This is a genomic window from Pseudomonas sp. GL-RE-26, from assembly GCF_019956275.1.
Taxonomy (GTDB): domain Bacteria; phylum Pseudomonadota; class Gammaproteobacteria; order Pseudomonadales; family Pseudomonadaceae; genus Aquipseudomonas; species Aquipseudomonas grandcourensis.
In genome coordinates this window covers 95093-109206 of sequence record NZ_JAHBDI010000005.1, presented here as the reverse complement: position 1 = coordinate 109206, position 14114 = coordinate 95093, and the positions used below count along the sequence as shown (strand labels likewise).

The following is a 14114-nucleotide window of genomic DNA, read 5'->3' as shown; positions in this document are numbered from 1 at the left end:
CAAGCTCGCTCCTACAGTCATTGTGGTGTTCAAAAAAGCCTGGCCTGACCGGTATCAAGACGTCAGGCCAGGCTTTTTTGCATCGGTCAAACCAGATTGATTTCGACGTCGATGTTGCCGCGGGTTGCTTTGGAGTACGGGCAAGTCTGATGCGCCATTTCCACCACGGAGCGTGCGATGGTCGGGTCCAGGCCCGGCAGGCTGACATTCAGACGGGCTTGAAGGAAGAGAGCGTTTTCGGATTTGCCCAGATCGATTTCGGCATCCACCGCAACGTCGCTCGGCAAGGCCACTTTCAGCGGGACGCACGCCTTGCCCATCGCCCCGATGAAACAGCCGACCAACCCGCCGCCAGCAGTTGCTAAGGGTTGGTGCCGGCACCCGAAGAGCCGGGAAGCGAAAGGTTGATGTCCAGACGTCCATCGGTGCTGCGCGCCTGACCGTCGCGGCCACCGGTGGTGTGGGTCTTGCCGGTGTACAGCACGGTATCGATTGCATTGATCATGGTGTTTTTCCTGTCAGTCGGTCGCTGGAATGCTCGGAAAACCTGCGCTTTCCGATGTGCCCCACTTTTTCATTTCCATGTACTGCACATATGTCCTGAACCTGACAGTTGTGTATCGCTGTGTATGGTGGCCGGAGGGAAATACAGTGCGATACAAACCGCTTGAATGCGCACGGCGGATTTGGTTGCGGTGTAAGCGCTGTAGCCGGGTCAGCCCATGGTGGCGTTATTGACTGCAAACCTCCCACACACAACCGCGCAGCCAGCGATGCGCCGGGTCGGCGTCCATGCGCGGGTGCCACAGCATCGAAACCGTGATCGTCGGCGTAGGGAACGGCAGGGCAAAGCAGTGCATCCCCTGGCACAGGTTGCCGACGTGCCGCTGCGGTACGCTGGCGACCAGGTCTGAAGCCCGTGCCAATGCAATCGCCGAAGAGAAACCCGCAACAATGGTGGCGATGTCCCGCTTCAGTCCCATTTCATACAAGGCGTCGTCCATGACGCCTTTTTCGTGGCCCCGGCGCGAGACCAGGATGTGCCGGGCCTCGGCATAACGGACCGCTGTCATCTCGCCACGAGCCAGTGCATGGCCCTTGCGCACGACGCCAATGAACCGGTCGCGAAACAGCATTCGGGTGCGCACTTCCGGGCTGGTGGACTCGCCGATCACACCGGTTTCCAGATCCACCGAACCGTCGCGCAGCAGGGTGCTGTCCTTGTTCAGCTTCTGCACGAAATTCAAGCGGACACCGGGCGCCTCTTGGTGGATACGGGCGATCAGTGGCGGTCCGAAATTTTCCACGAAGCCATCGCTGGTGCGCAGGGTGAAGGTGCGCACCAGTTGACTGAGGTCGAGTGCCTCGGCGGGACGCAGGACGGCTTCGGCGTCCTGCACCAGCGCGCCGACCCGTTCACGCAACTCCAGCGCCCGGGGCGTGGGAACCAGTCCGCGCCCGGCCCGAACCAGCAGCGGATCGCCCGTGGTTTCGCGCAGTCGCGCCAGCGCCCGGCTCATGGCTGAGGGGCTCAGGCGCAAACGCTTTGCCGCGCGGGCCACGCTGCCTTCTTCGAGCAACACGTTCAGGGTGATCAACAGATTCAGATCGGGCATCGAATCAATTCCTGTAGGAGCGAGCCCTGGTTTGTGGATGAGATGGCGTTATATGCACGTATAAAGTGCAAATGCTGCGTCTTCCGCCATCTTATGGCCAGGCTTAGGCTCGGGACAACTATTTGAGGAGTCGCGAGAAAATGAAGTCCATATCGATCCGGGGCGCCTTGGCCAGCCTGTCGTTATCCATGCTGCTGTCGTCCCTGGGCACCAGCATTGCCAACGTGGGTTTACCGACACTGGCCGAGGCGTTTTCAGCGTCGTTCCAGGCCGTGCAGTGGGTGGTGCTCGCCTACTTGCTGAGCATCACCGCGCTGATCGTCAGCGTCGGCCGGCTCGGCGACCTCATGGGGCGGCGGCGATTGCTGCTGATCGGCATTGCGTTGTTCACCGTCGCCTCGCTCCTCTGCGCCCTGGCGCCCAATCTGTGGTTGCTGATTGCCGCCCGGGCCTTACAGGGCGTCGGCGCGGCCACCATGATGGCGCTGACCATGGCGCTGGTGAGCGGGGCGGTGCCCAAGGAAAAAATGGGCAGCGCGATGGGCGTGCTCGGCACGATGTCGGCGATTGGCACTTCGCTGGGGCCGACCCTTGGAGGTTTTTTGATTGCCAATCTGGGGTGGCGGGCAATTTTTCTGGTCAATGTTCCTGTGGGTGTTTTGGCGATTGGGCTCTCGCTCTACTTTTTGCCGAATGATCGTGATCGCAGTGAGAGGAGGGTGGATCGAGCGGGCTTCGATGTGCTCGGCACGCTGGTACTGGTTCTGATGCTGCTGGCTTATGCACTGGCGATGACCATTGGGCGTGGCAGCCTGGGGGCGCTGAACATGACGCTGTTGCTGGTGACGGTTTTTGGGCTGTGCGTGTTTGTATTCGTCGAGCACACGGCTAAGTCGCCTCTGGTCCGATTGACGATGTTCCGTAACTGGCAGATGAGCGCAGGATTCGTCATGAGCATGCTGGTGACCACCGTGGTCATGGCGACCATGGTGGTAGGGCCGTATTACCTCTCTGGCGCACTGGCGTTGAATGCTGCGAGCGTCGGGTTGGCGATGTCGACGGGTCCGCTGGTGGCCGCGCTGGCAGGCGTACCGGCGGGCCGATGGGTCGATCGTTTGGGCACGTATCGAGCCAGCACGATTGGGTTGATCGGCATGTTGACCGGCGCTTGCATCATGCCGGCCTTGCCGATGGCGTTCGGTGTGCCCGGCTACATCCTGCCGCTGGCGGTCATTACCGCCGGTTATGCGCTGTTCCAGGCGGCGAACAATACCGCCGTGATGGCGGACATTGCGTCGGACCAACGTGGCGTGATGTCCGGTTTGCTCGGCCTGTCACGCAATCTCGGGTTGATCACCGGCGCCTCGGTCATGGGCGCTGTGTTCGCCTTCGGCACGGCCAGCGACGATATTTTACAGGCACAACCCGAGGCCATCGCGCAGGGGATGCGGTTGACGTTTGCGGTGGCTGCGGGGCTGATTCTCGTGGCTCTGGTGCTGGGAGCAATTAGCAAAATCGTTTCACGTCGCTTGATTGCGCCGTGCTGAAAAACGGCGCGACTGTCGTGAAAACGACCTGTTTGCGCTGAACGCGAAGCCTCGCGAGTTTTCTGTTGAACGAGTGTTCAGTCTGGACTATGTTGGGGGCCACCTTCCCCCGGCTGGTTGCGGGCTTGCGTTTCTTCAATTCGAACGAGGCACTGGCATGCGGTTTTCACCCTTTGTTGAACGGATCAGTGGCCAAGGCGTTGCCGCTTGGGATATCCACTACGCGGCCAGCGCAGCACAACGCAAAGGCGAGGACGTGATCATCCTCAGCGTCGGCGACCCGGATTTCCCCACCCCCGATTTCATTACCGATGCCGCCATCCACGCCTTGCGTGAAGGGGATACCCACTACACCGAGATCGCCGGCCGCCAGGCCCTGCGCGAGGCCATTGCCGACCGCTACAGCCAGTTGATCGACCGCGAACTGCAGGCGTCGAACGTGATTCTCACGGCCGGTGCGCAGAACGCCTTGTTCGCCACCTCGATGTGCCTGCTCGGTGCCGGCGACGAAGTGATTGCCTTCGATCCGATGTACGTCACTTACGAAGCCACGCTCAAGGCGTCCGGCGCCACGCTGGTGCGGGTGCCCTGTGCGGCGGACTCGGGTTTTCGCCTCGATGCCGCCGTGTTGGCCAAGGCCATTACCCCGCGCACCCGGGCGATATTCTTCTCCAACCCGAACAACCCCACCGGCGTGGTACTCAATCGCGAAGAACTGCAAGCCATCGCCGACCTCGCCATCGCCCATGACCTGTGGGTGGTGGTGGACGAGGTCTACGAGAGCCTCGCCTACGAGCGTGAACACCTGAGCCTGGCGGCGTTGCCGGGCATGGCCGAGCGCTGCGTGGTGATCGGCAGCCTGTCCAAATCCCATGCCATGACCGGTTGGCGCATCGGCTGGGTCGTGGCCAATGAAGCCCTGGTCAATCATGTCGAAACCCTGGTGTTGAGCATGCTGTACGGCTTGCCCGGGTTTGTCATGGAAGCAGCGCTCAAGGCCGTGCAGTCCCATGACGAAGTCACCCACGGCATGCGCGAGATCTATCGTCGGCGCCGCGACCTGGTGGTGTCCGGCCTGGCGGATTGCCCGGGCATCAGCGTGCTCAACCCCGATGCCGGCATGTTCGTGCTGGTGGACGTGCGCGGCACCGGCCTGACCTCGCTGGAATTCGCCTGGCGCCTGCTGCGCGAAGCCGGTGTCTCGGTGCTGGATGCGGCGGCATTCGGTGAGCCGGCCCAGGGGTTTGTACGGCTGTCGTTCACCCTCAGTGACGAGCGACTGGCACAGGCTTGTCAGCGCATTCGCGGCTTTGTCCAGGTACTCAATGGTGAGGCGCCCAGGCCGGTGATCGGCACGGTGACCAGCACCGCGACCGTCCAACCGGTCGCGGCCAAGACCATGATCGAGGTCGATGGCCTGCACAAACGCTTCGGCAATATCGAAGTGCTCAAGGGCGTTTCCCTGACCGCCCGCGAGGGCGACGTGATTTCCCTGATCGGTGCCAGCGGCTCGGGCAAAAGTACCTTGCTGCGTTGCATCAACATGCTCGAAGTGCCGGATCAGGGACGCATCCTGGTCGATGGCGAAAGCATTCACCTTAACCAGAATCGTCCCGGCGCACCGCTGGTGTCGGACGCCAAGCAGCTGGTGCGCATCCGTTCCAGTCTGGGCATGGTGTTCCAGAACTTCAACCTCTGGCCCCATCGCACGGTGCTGGAAAACCTCATCGAAGCGCCGACCCAGGTCCTGCGTGAAAGCCGTGCGGAGGCCACTGAACGGGCCGAAGCCCTGCTCGAACGCGTCGGGCTGGCGGCCAAGCGCAACGAGTACCCGGCGTTTCTCTCCGGGGGACAGCAACAACGGGTGGCCATCGCCCGGGCCCTGGCCATGCGGCCCAAGGTCATGCTGTTCGATGAACCCACCTCGGCACTCGACCCGGAACTGGTCGGGGAAGTGCTGCGGGTGATCCGCTCCCTCGCCGAAGAAGGCCGGACCATGATCCTGGTGACTCATGAAATGGCTTTTGCACGCGATGTCTCTTCCAAAGTCGCCTATTTGCATCAAGGGCTGATCGAGGAAACCGGTTCGCCGGACGAAGTGTTCGTACACCCACGCAGCGAGCGTTGCCGGCAATTCGTCAACGCTCATCAGACTCGCTAACTCATCATAAAAAGACGGGAAAACAACATGGGAAATCGACGTTTTGCAAACTGGTTGACCGGTGCGGCCTGCGTAATGCTGGCCGGCATGAGCGCAGCTCAAGCACAGCCGATCAGGTTCGCGGTGGCAGCGGAACCCTATCCGCCGTACACCGAAAAACAGGCCAATGGCGAGTGGAAGGGCTTCGAAGTCGACCTGATCCACAAGCTGTGCAGCGAAATGAAAGCCGATTGCGAGATCAAGGAAGTGGCGTGGGACGGCATCATTCCGTCGCTGTTGGCGAAGAAGATCGACGTGATATTTTCCTCGATGTCGGTGACCGAAGAACGGGAAAAACAGATCGCCTTCAGCAAGGCCTACTACGACTCGGTGATCGCTCTCGTCGGCCCGAAAGAGGCGTCGGTGAAGAAGTACCCGGATGACCTCAAGGGCAAGATCATTGGCGTGCAGAACTCGACCGTGAGCGCCAGCTACCTGAAGACCTATTACGAAAAAATCGCCGACGTTAAGTACTACGACACCCAGGACTCGGCCAACGCCGACCTGATTGCCGGGCGCATCGATCTGATGATGGCCGACGGCACCGCCATGGCCGCGTTCATCAAGACCCCGGACGCCAAGGACCTGGCCTACCTCGGCACCGTGCCTTATGACCCGATCTTCGGCAAAGGCGTGGGCGCCGGCCTGCGCAAGGACGACACCGAACTCAAGGCCAAACTCGACAAGGCCATCCAGGAATTGCTGGCGAGCAAGGACTACGACGACCTGTCCCAGAGCTACTTCGGCACCAGCGTGAAGCCTGCGTTCTGATCCCAGGCATACAAGCAAAAACCTGTAGGAGCGAGCCTGCTCGCGATGAGGGCATGACAGTCACCAACCAGGTGGCTGAACCACCGCTATCGCGAGCAGGCTCGCTCCTACAGGGGACCGTGTCCTCCAACTGGAGACTGATATGCCGGCAATGTTCGATCTGATCAATTTCACCGAGCAGGGATGGGGCAGTGCGCTGTTGAAGGGGCTCTGGATGACCCTGCAGATTTCCGCCGGGGCCTTTGTGCTCGGGCTGGCCATCGGGCTGGTGGTGGCGTGCCTCAAGCTTGGCGCGCCAAAGCCGATTGCGGCGCTGATGCGCGGCTACACCACCTTGTTCCGGGCTGTTCCGGAATTGCTGCTGATTCTGTTGCTGTACTACGTCGGCTCCATGCTCCTCAATTCGCTGATGACCCAACTCGGCTACGGCGTGGTCGATGTCAGCGGTCCGCTGGCGGCCATCGTGGTGCTGGGGCTGGTGCAGGGCGCCTACGCCTCGGAGATTTTCCGCGCGGCGATCCAGGCGATTCCCTTCGGCCAGATCGAAGCGGGAAAGGCGTTCGGCCTCAACGGTTTCGGGCTGTTTCGCCGGGTCACGCTGCCGATCATGGCGCCATACGCCATGGCCGGGATGGCCAACCTGTGGATCAACCTGATCAAGGACAGTGCGCTGATCAGCGTGGTTGGCACCAATGAACTGCTGTACACCGCCAAGCAAGGTGCGGGATCGACGCGCCACTATCTGTTGTTCTACCTCACGGCTGCCGCGTTGTATTACGCGGTGACGCTGGTGTCCAACTACCTTTCGGGACGGTTGGAGCGACGCATTCGTCGCTGGATGCCTCTTGTTGACTGAACCGGCAGAGAGAATGAAATGATTCCAGCGTGGATAGTTGAATACGCGGCACTGTTGGGCCGGGGGCTGCAAACCACCCTCGCAATCCTGTTGATCGCCAGTGTGTTGGGTTTTGGCCTGGCGGTGTTGGTGGCGTTGGCGCGGATCTCGAAAAACAAGGTGATCGCCAAGGTCAGCCTGTTCTACACCAGCGTCACCCGCGGTACGCCGTTGCTGATCCAGATCTACATTTTCTACTACGGCCTGGGCAGCCTGTTTGCCCAGTTTCCGCTGATTCGCGGCAGTTTCCTCTGGCCGTACCTGCGCGACGGTTACTGGTACATCGTGTTCGCCCTGGTGGTGTCGGTGGGGGCCTATGTCGGCGAAGTGATTCGCGGTGGCCTGCTGGCCGTGCCCAAGGGTGAAATGGAAGCGGCCTCGGCCTTCGGCATGACCGCGCGCCAGTCCTTGCTGCGGGTACGCTTGCCCCGGGCGATGCGCCTGTTGCTGCCGACCCTGGCCGGGGAAACCGTGATGCTGCTCAAGTCCACGGCGCTGGCCTCGACCATCGCCGTGATCGATCTGCTCGGCGCCGCCAACGTGGTCCGCGCGCAGACCCTGCAGGTGTACGAACCCTTGGTGCTGGTGGCCGGCGTCTACGTCTGCCTGACGTTCCTGATCGAAGCGCTGTTTGCCTTTGCCGAGCGGCGCGGGACGCCGGTACGCAGGTCGGCCTGATGAGTTCGCCACGGGTTGACCGGTCGTTGCAGGGCATTGGCCTGTGCACGTTGGGTTACGCATTCCTGTCGTTGCAGGATGCGGTCATCAAGTGGCTGGTGGCCGACTATTCGGTGGTCACCATTCTGTTCTGGCGCGCCGCCGTGGTGGTCGTGGCAGTGTTGCTGGCGGGGCGCCTGCGCCTGATCCAGCGGGCCTGGCGCTCGCCGAGCCGGCGCCTGCTGGTGGTGCGCGGTTTGCTGTCGATTGTCGCCTGGGTGCTGTACTACACGGCGGCCCGGGACCTGACCCTGGCCGAGATGACCACCCTGTATTTTTCCGCGCCGATCATGGTCACGGTGCTGGCGGCAGTGATTCTCAAGGAGCGCGCCAGCGGCTGGCAGTGGTTCAGCCTGATCATCGGTTTTGTCGGGGTGGTCATTGCCTGTCGCCCCGACAACATGAACGATCCGTTGCCGATCGTCCTGACCCTGCTGGCGGCGATGTGCTGGGCGTTCACTTACATCCAACTGCGTCAGGTGGATGAGAAGACCTCAGTGCTGGAGCAGATGCTGATCACCAACGTGGTGTTCGTGATTTGCATGGCGGTCGCCTTGCCCTGGACCCACACGCCATCACCGACGCCCGCCTGGCTGGGCATGCTCGGCGCCGGCCTGGTGGGCGGCATTGGCCAGTTCCTGTTGTTCGCCAGTTTCCGCCGCGCCACCGCGACCTTGCTCGCGCCGTTCGAATACACCGGGCTGATCTGGGCGTTTGCGCTGTCGAGCCTGGTCTGGGGCACGCTGATGGACATGTCGCTGATGATCGGCGCCGGGCTGATCGCCGTCAGCGGCACCCTGGCGATGATCTTCGGCCGGCATCCGTCACAGGACGTCGTCGGTGCTGAATGCTCCGTGACGCAGCCCCTTTATCCAGCAACGGCAGATGTGCAGTCCGTTGGCGGCGCTGAAGGTCTCGGGGTTCAGGCACCACTCGAGCCAGAGACCGTCGAGCATCGCCGATAAGCCGATGGCGGCCAGGCGCGTGTCGTGAATCACGAAGCCTTCGCTGGCGGCCAGCCCGTCGAGCAACTGGCGGATCAGGTCGAGGTAAGCGCGGTAGCTTTTTTCGTGGGACTGGCTGACGTGTTCGGAGTGACGGATCAGGCTCCAGAACACCACCCACACGCCGAGCAGTTTCGGGTCCATGACCCTGGGCGAGAACGAGCCTTCGAGAAAAGCATCGATTTTTTTCGCAGGTGTCTGGGCCTGCTCGATTTCCTGGAGCAGGGCCGTGGTCAGTTCGCTCGCGAGCCGCTGGTAGGTGTCGGCGATCAGTGCCTCGATGCTGCCGAAGTGATGGTTGAGCAGCCCCACGGACACCCCGGCCTCGGTGGCAATGCGCCGTACGGATATCCCGGCGTGACCGTCGCGGCCCAGGCAGCGCAGGGTGGCGGCCACCAGCATTTCGCGACGGTCCTCGGGTTCGGCGCGGCGGTTTTTCGGGGCATCGGTTGTCACAAGGCTGTCCTTGGGTGAGGTTCCACGATGCCGAGCTTAGTTGAACGTCTGTTCAATCACCAGCCTCGGCAGCAGCGATACAACGTTTTTCAACGTTCATGACGGGAGGGAAAGCCAATGCCGCAGGATATTTCGTTCAGTGTTCGCAACAACAACGGTGATGCCGTGCGGGTCGGTGCCTGGCGCTATGCAGGCGACGGCAACGGGCCAAACGTGCACCTGCAGGCCGGCGTACACGCCGATGAAATCGCCGGGATGCTGGTCCTGCATTTGCTGATGCAACGACTGCAAATCGCCGAAACCCAAGGCCGGCTCAAGGGCAACATCACCGTGGTGCCGCAGGCCAATCCGCTGGGCATCGGGCAGTTTCGCCAGGGGCGGATCCTCGGCCGTTATCACGACGCCACTGGGCATAACTTCAACCGCTCGTTCGATCAGTCGGCGGCCATGGAACGACCTTCGACCTGCGTTCAGGAGTGGCAAAAAAAACTGGTGCAACTGGCAGCCCCGGCCGATGTGATGCTCGACCTGCATACCGATGACGAGGCGCTACCGTACCTGTACGTGCACCGCAGTTTCTGGCCCCGTGGCCGCGAACTGGCGGCGGCGATGAAGATGGACGTGGCGATCATCTGGGACGACGGCGGCGATGGCTCCTTCGAGGAAACCATCATTGCCCCGTGGATACGCGACGGAGTCACTGCAGGGCGCATGGCCGCGACCCTGGAGCTGCGCGGGCAGGGCGATGTCAGCGATCGTTACGCCGAGTCGGATGCCGAAGGGCTGTACAACTGGCTGTGCGGTTGCGGCGTCATCGATGAGTCAGTGGCGCCCACGGACTGGCCCGTCGAAGCCGTGGAAATGGGCCACATGGAAACCATCATCGCCCCGCAACCCGGCGTGCTGATCTTCGAAAAAGAGCTGGGGGATTTCGTCGAGGAAGGCCAACGCTTTGTACGGATTCTTGGGCGGCCGGGTGATCCATCCTCCGAAGTGGTGTTGCACGCCGAACAAGCGGGGCGCCTGGTGACGCGCTATCGCGATCGTCTGATACCCCAGGGCATGGGGGTGGCGAAATTCACCGGCAGCCGGGTGTCGCGTAACTGGAGTGGTGGGTTGCTGGATCCGAACTAGTGATAGCCCAGCCAACATCAAACACACAAAACCTGTGGCGAGGGAGCTTGCTCCCGCTGGGTCGCGTAGCGGCCCCAGCTCTTCACCTGAAAAGCAGGGCCTGCTGCGCAGTCCAGCGGGAGCAAGCTCCCTCGCCACGGGGGCAGTGTTAGTCATAGATTCAGTGTTTATTCGCGCGGGTCGATTTGGTCCAGCACCCGATTCGCCGTGATCTCCGCCAACATCACACTGTTGGAAATCCCCAGCAGGGCATTGCGCGAGCCTCCATCCAGATGATCCACCAACTGATGCACCATCACATCGACCGAGGCTAGCGTTTCGACCAGATAAACGACCAGGGTTTCGGTCGTGGCTTCGGGGTCAACGGTAAACAGGTGGCTGGGTCTGCGCGGTGTGGCTTTGATGTCGGCAGTCGAGGGGAAGTGGAAGGCGAGCGCGCGTTCGGCGGCCTCGTTGAGCTTGTTTGAATCGGGTTCGTATGGGGAAGTCGGATCGGTGTCCGGCGGGTTGGGGGTGACCTTGAACATAAGCTAGATCCTTGTATGGAGCGCCACCCCTCTTGCGACTAAACGAAAGGGGAGGCAGCTGTACGCAGGTTAGTCGACCGGGGATCTAGCAAACCGGCGCGCCCGAAGGCGCCCTGCGCACAGCTACCATCAAGTGCAAGCATGGGAATGCCTGACTGACAGAGCTTGTGCACTTCACTAGAAAACCACGGGCGACTAAACCCGATCACTGATGGGCAGTGACGCGAACCAAGTTACTGAGCAGCTCCCGGACGCACAAGCCGGCGGATTCTGGCGTAACCGTAGGCAACGACGCAAGGTCCTGTAGCCCTTAGGAAATAACCTACAACCTCTTTAAACAGGTGCTTTCGGTCGGACGAAGACGTCCTGCGCGCGCCCCGTGATCAAGGCATGCTCAGGGTAATCAAGTAGTTTCCGGAGCGGACCGGCGAGCCTGCATCATCCACCAACACATACTGCTGATCGAAATAGCGACCTTCTTGACCACTGTCAGCGAGCAGTTTGACGTGGGTACGGGATTGACCGACAGCGCTCACACTGGCGGTTGGCGCGAGGGTGTTTGCCTCAACCCCCATCGCGCGACTCTGGGCAGAGCATTGGTAAAGATCGAATGTGCCATCCGTCCCCACGCGTGACTGACAGCCCGGCTCGACAATGCTGCCTTGAAACCTGATGGTGCCCGACGCCGCCAGGCACGCACCACTGAATGCGAACAAAAGACTCAATCCCGCTGCTATACGTTTACCGTTCATGTCTGACGCTCCTTGAGTTGTAAGGTCTAGGTCGTCAATGAAGGGTAGTAGCTTGAGGCTTTTGTTGTATCGCCGTGTATCAAGGCACCACATCTTCGTACAGCCATACAAAACCAGCTCTCCACGGATACAGCCCGGATACACCACTGGGGCCAAATAGACCTGCCAAAGCGAGATGCACAACGCAGCTCGCAACCAGGTTTATCAACCCTTGCGGTACGACCAATGGTGGTCCAGCCGCGCACATGCTCCGGAGTATCAACATGTCTCGTATCCAGTCGAACAAAACCCGTATTGGCCTGATCGCTGTTGCACTGGTCGGCGGTATCAACTTCGCGTCCACCGCGTTTTCGGCCGAAGCCTTGCCTCAGGGCTATCAGCTGGCTTCCGCGGAGAAGACCAGCGAAGGCAAGTGTGGCGAAGGCAAGTGCGGTGAAGGCAAGTGCGGCGATGCATCTTTCGCACGCACCGACGCCGATCATGACGGCCGCGTGTCGCTCAAGGAACTGCTGGCGGTAGCACCCAAGGGCACTGAGGAATTCAAGGCGATGGACACCAACAGCGATGGTTTCCTGTCCGAGGGTGAGGTGTACAAGTTCCGCACCAACCAGTTCATTTCCAACGGCAAGAAAGTACCGACCGAGCTGTTCACCAAGTTGAGCCAGGCTAAAGACTGATCGGCCGCAAACAAAAAAACCTTCCTGTGTTGAAACGCAGGAAGGTTTTTTTGCGTGGGCAGTGCTGGCCTGGGAAAACATCACGCCTGCGCCTCGCCTGGGAACGCCGGCAGTCCGTATGTCAACGCAAGTTCCAAGGCCGGTTACAAGGGGTATAACTATCAGAACAAAAGTCGGGCCACCCAGAATAGGCCCTCCAAAGGCAGCGCCCAGGCCAGGCGCCCCAGGCCTGATCGGCGCCTGCGGCGCGGAGCGATGTGATGAGATCCAGAGCATGGCGATGGGCTCGCAAGAGCCTTCTTGGCTGCATCGAACTGGCCTTGCTGGTCGCTCCTCTGTGCGCCAGCGCCATGTTCAAGTGCCAAGCCAGGGACGGCGCCATCAGCTACACCAGCCAAGCCATCGCCAGCGCCCGCTGCACTCGCCTCAATGGCATGGCGGGCGCCGGTGTCGGTGCCAAGGCAATGGCCCTGCCACGGCTTGTGCGGGACGACGACCCAGACGCGGTGCGTATTCGGGTGTTCACCTTCATCCACAAGGGTATTCGTCAATATGTGAGCCGGCGCCCTATCGGGATCTCCGCGCGGGTCGATGTCCTTGAGCTCTATTACATCAAGGGCTGTTATCTGTGCATGGCGACGAAGGATTTCAAGGTCGCCTCACTGCGCCTGGACACCCAGTCCTATCGACGGGAGATCGAAGCCGCTTCGGGTCATTATGGTGTCGACAGGGCGCTGGTCCGCGCAGTGATACATGCCGAATCGGCGTTTCGCCCCAACGTCATTTCCGAAGCCGGCGCCCAGGGGCTGATGCAGTTGATGCCTGCCACCGCCGAGCGCTTCGCCGTGGACGATCCGTTCGATGCCCAACAGAACATTCGTGGCGGCGTGCGCTACCTGGCCTGGCTGCTCAAGCGCTTCAACGGCAACCAGGTGCTGGCGTTGGCAGGTTACAACGCCGGCGAAGCGTCCGTGGTCGAGTACAACGGGGTGCCTCCCTACGCCGAGACGCAATCCTACGTCACCCTCGTGCAGTCCTTGACCGAACGCTATCGTAACCATCGCTAGTACCGTAGGGCGCATAACCCGGAACAGGTAATACGCCGGCCCCTCCACGGCGGATAGCGCTGGCGCGTTATCCGCCCTGTTTTTCAACAGAATCGGCCGTTTTCTGCCGGTCGAGATCGGCAGCTATGGGTTGATCAGGGCTGATCGCAATAAGGACTGTTTGGAGTGCTCTGTAGGTGTTGCGCCTGGCACTGAGCGACCAAGGCGGACATTCACGGGGACAGCGTTCTGACCGCAGGCAACGGCCGTACTATAATTAATTTCTGTCAATGTTTGCGTGGCGAGCGCTCCAAAACGAATCAGGTATCCATAGCGTTCACCTGACAGGCGGAGGGCGGCACAGCAAATGGGATGGACAGTACGTCTGATTACGCGAGAGAGGGTTCAGCCATGAAAATTCACTCCTTCCAGCATTACTCTCATGGTCTGGAAATGGCCGTTCACGATGCATGGATTACCGCCAGGGTGAAGTCGGCCCTGGCATTTTCCGATCCGACCCTTAGCCTGCATATCAATGTCAAAACCCATGCGGGCATAGTGGGGTTAAGCGGCCGCGTCAACACTCATAGACAGTGTGAACAGGCCATTGGTCTGGCCCGTTCGGTTCATGGTGTCGCCGAAGTCGATGCCAGCGACTTGCAGACCCATGTGTTCACGCCAGGGAGTTTTCCAGAAGCGCCCAACGCCGAAGAGAGCACTGAGCGCCGGCCACAATCGTCAACAAAGATGGACGACAAATGATAATGGCAAC

General features: G+C 60.9%; 13 protein-coding genes and 2 pseudogenes. 10 read left to right on the top strand and 5 right to left on the bottom strand.

The features are described 5' to 3' along the window. Positions 1-86 precede the first annotated feature (86 nt). Positions 87-505, bottom strand: a pseudogene (locus KGB07_RS04005) (organic hydroperoxide resistance protein). Between the two features lie 226 nt (positions 506-731). Next, entirely contained in the window at positions 732-1616 is an 885-nt protein-coding gene (locus KGB07_RS04000) for a LysR family transcriptional regulator (RefSeq protein WP_223464629.1), read from the bottom strand. A 122-nt stretch (positions 1617-1738) separates the two neighbouring features. On the opposite strand from KGB07_RS04000, the gene KGB07_RS03995 reads away from it, so the two are divergent. The 6 genes from KGB07_RS03995 to KGB07_RS03965 all read left to right on the top strand — a co-directional run bounded on the left by KGB07_RS03995 (position 1739) and on the right by KGB07_RS03965 (position 8711). Next, positions 1739-3163 (top strand): MFS transporter, encoded by a 1425-nt coding sequence (locus KGB07_RS03995; RefSeq protein WP_404942369.1) that lies wholly within the window; start codon positions 1739-1741, stop codon positions 3161-3163. A 157-nt stretch (positions 3164-3320) separates the two neighbouring features. Next, the gene (locus tag KGB07_RS29565; RefSeq protein ID WP_317850404.1) at positions 3321-5324 is read left to right on the top strand and encodes an aminotransferase class I/II-fold pyridoxal phosphate-dependent enzyme; all 2004 of its coding nucleotides are present in this window, start codon (positions 3321-3323) and stop codon (positions 5322-5324) included. Between the two features lie 27 nt (positions 5325-5351). Continuing rightward, positions 5352-6134, top strand: coding sequence for a transporter substrate-binding domain-containing protein (locus KGB07_RS03980; RefSeq protein ID WP_046042494.1), 783 nt, complete (start codon positions 5352-5354; stop codon positions 6132-6134). A gap of 142 nt (positions 6135-6276) precedes the next feature. Beyond that, entirely contained in the window at positions 6277-6990 is a 714-nt protein-coding gene (locus tag KGB07_RS03975; RefSeq protein WP_046042493.1) for an ABC transporter permease, read from the top strand. Positions 6991-7008: 18 nt separating this feature from the next. Further along, complete coding sequence (locus KGB07_RS03970; RefSeq protein WP_223464627.1) at positions 7009-7707, top strand: ABC transporter permease; 699 nt, start codon at positions 7009-7011, stop codon at positions 7705-7707. Beyond that, on the top strand, positions 7707-8711 hold the full coding sequence (locus KGB07_RS03965) for a DMT family transporter (protein ID WP_046042491.1): 1005 nt from the start codon (positions 7707-7709) through the stop codon (positions 8709-8711). The genes KGB07_RS03970 and KGB07_RS03965 overlap by 1 nt, the downstream gene beginning before the upstream one ends. Here the strand turns inward: KGB07_RS03965 and KGB07_RS03960 are convergent. Then, a pseudogene (locus tag KGB07_RS03960) lies at positions 8667-9152 on the bottom strand (TetR family transcriptional regulator C-terminal domain-containing protein); the annotation flags it as partial. The gene KGB07_RS03965 and the pseudogene KGB07_RS03960 sit on opposite strands and share 45 nt — an antisense overlap. A gap of 171 nt (positions 9153-9323) precedes the next feature. Between KGB07_RS03960 and KGB07_RS03955 the strand changes: the two are divergent. Further along, the gene (locus KGB07_RS03955; RefSeq protein WP_223464625.1) at positions 9324-10340 is read left to right on the top strand and encodes a succinylglutamate desuccinylase/aspartoacylase family protein; all 1017 of its coding nucleotides are present in this window, start codon (positions 9324-9326) and stop codon (positions 10338-10340) included. 167 nt (positions 10341-10507) lie between these two features. Here the strand turns inward: KGB07_RS03955 and KGB07_RS03950 are convergent, their stop codons facing one another. After that, positions 10508-10867, bottom strand: a complete 360-nt coding sequence (locus KGB07_RS03950) for a DUF6124 family protein (protein ID WP_046042489.1) — start codon at positions 10865-10867, stop codon at positions 10508-10510. Between the two features lie 383 nt (positions 10868-11250). Beyond that, positions 11251-11619: a type 1 fimbrial protein gene (locus KGB07_RS03945; RefSeq protein ID WP_223464623.1), complete on the bottom strand. Its 369-nt coding sequence runs from the start codon at positions 11617-11619 to the stop codon at positions 11251-11253. 263 nt (positions 11620-11882) lie between these two features. Here KGB07_RS03945 and KGB07_RS03940 point away from each other — a divergent pair, with 263 nt between their 5' ends. The 3 genes from KGB07_RS03940 (at position 11883) to KGB07_RS03930 (ending at position 14104) form a co-directional block, all read left to right on the top strand. Then, the gene (locus KGB07_RS03940; protein WP_223464621.1) at positions 11883-12296 is read left to right on the top strand and encodes a hypothetical protein; all 414 of its coding nucleotides are present in this window, start codon (positions 11883-11885) and stop codon (positions 12294-12296) included. Positions 12297-12556: 260 nt separating this feature from the next. After that, entirely contained in the window at positions 12557-13363 is an 807-nt protein-coding gene (locus tag KGB07_RS03935; protein ID WP_046042484.1) for a lytic transglycosylase domain-containing protein, read from the top strand. 390 nt (positions 13364-13753) lie between these two features. Then, positions 13754-14104 carry a BON domain-containing protein gene (locus KGB07_RS03930; RefSeq protein WP_046042568.1) on the top strand — a complete coding sequence of 117 codons (351 nt, stop codon included), beginning with the start codon at positions 13754-13756 and terminating at the stop codon, positions 14102-14104. Positions 14105-14114: the final 10 nt, after the last annotated feature.

What these genes read in the sequence shown, in the direction of transcription:
- KGB07_RS04000 (WP_223464629.1), bottom strand. Translation starts at nt 1,616, where the DNA reads ATGCCCGATCTGAATCTGTTGATCACCCTGAACGTGTTGCTCGAAGAA.
- KGB07_RS29565 (WP_317850404.1), top strand. Translation starts at nt 3,321, where the DNA reads ATGCGGTTTTCACCCTTTGTTGAACGGATCAGTGGCCAAGGCGTTGCC.
- KGB07_RS03980 (WP_046042494.1), top strand. Translation starts at nt 5,352, where the DNA reads ATGGGAAATCGACGTTTTGCAAACTGGTTGACCGGTGCGGCCTGCGTA.
- KGB07_RS03975 (WP_046042493.1), top strand. Translation starts at nt 6,277, where the DNA reads ATGCCGGCAATGTTCGATCTGATCAATTTCACCGAGCAGGGATGGGGC.
- KGB07_RS03970 (WP_223464627.1), top strand. Translation starts at nt 7,009, where the DNA reads ATGATTCCAGCGTGGATAGTTGAATACGCGGCACTGTTGGGCCGGGGG.
- KGB07_RS03965 (WP_046042491.1), top strand. Translation starts at nt 7,707, where the DNA reads ATGAGTTCGCCACGGGTTGACCGGTCGTTGCAGGGCATTGGCCTGTGC.
- KGB07_RS03955 (WP_223464625.1), top strand. Translation starts at nt 9,324, where the DNA reads ATGCCGCAGGATATTTCGTTCAGTGTTCGCAACAACAACGGTGATGCC.
- KGB07_RS03950 (WP_046042489.1), bottom strand. Translation starts at nt 10,867, where the DNA reads ATGTTCAAGGTCACCCCCAACCCGCCGGACACCGATCCGACTTCCCCA.
- KGB07_RS03945 (WP_223464623.1), bottom strand. Translation starts at nt 11,619, where the DNA reads ATGAACGGTAAACGTATAGCAGCGGGATTGAGTCTTTTGTTCGCATTC.
- KGB07_RS03940 (WP_223464621.1), top strand. Translation starts at nt 11,883, where the DNA reads ATGTCTCGTATCCAGTCGAACAAAACCCGTATTGGCCTGATCGCTGTT.
- KGB07_RS03935 (WP_046042484.1), top strand. Translation starts at nt 12,557, where the DNA reads ATGAGATCCAGAGCATGGCGATGGGCTCGCAAGAGCCTTCTTGGCTGC.
- KGB07_RS03930 (WP_046042568.1), top strand. Translation starts at nt 13,754, where the DNA reads ATGAAAATTCACTCCTTCCAGCATTACTCTCATGGTCTGGAAATGGCC.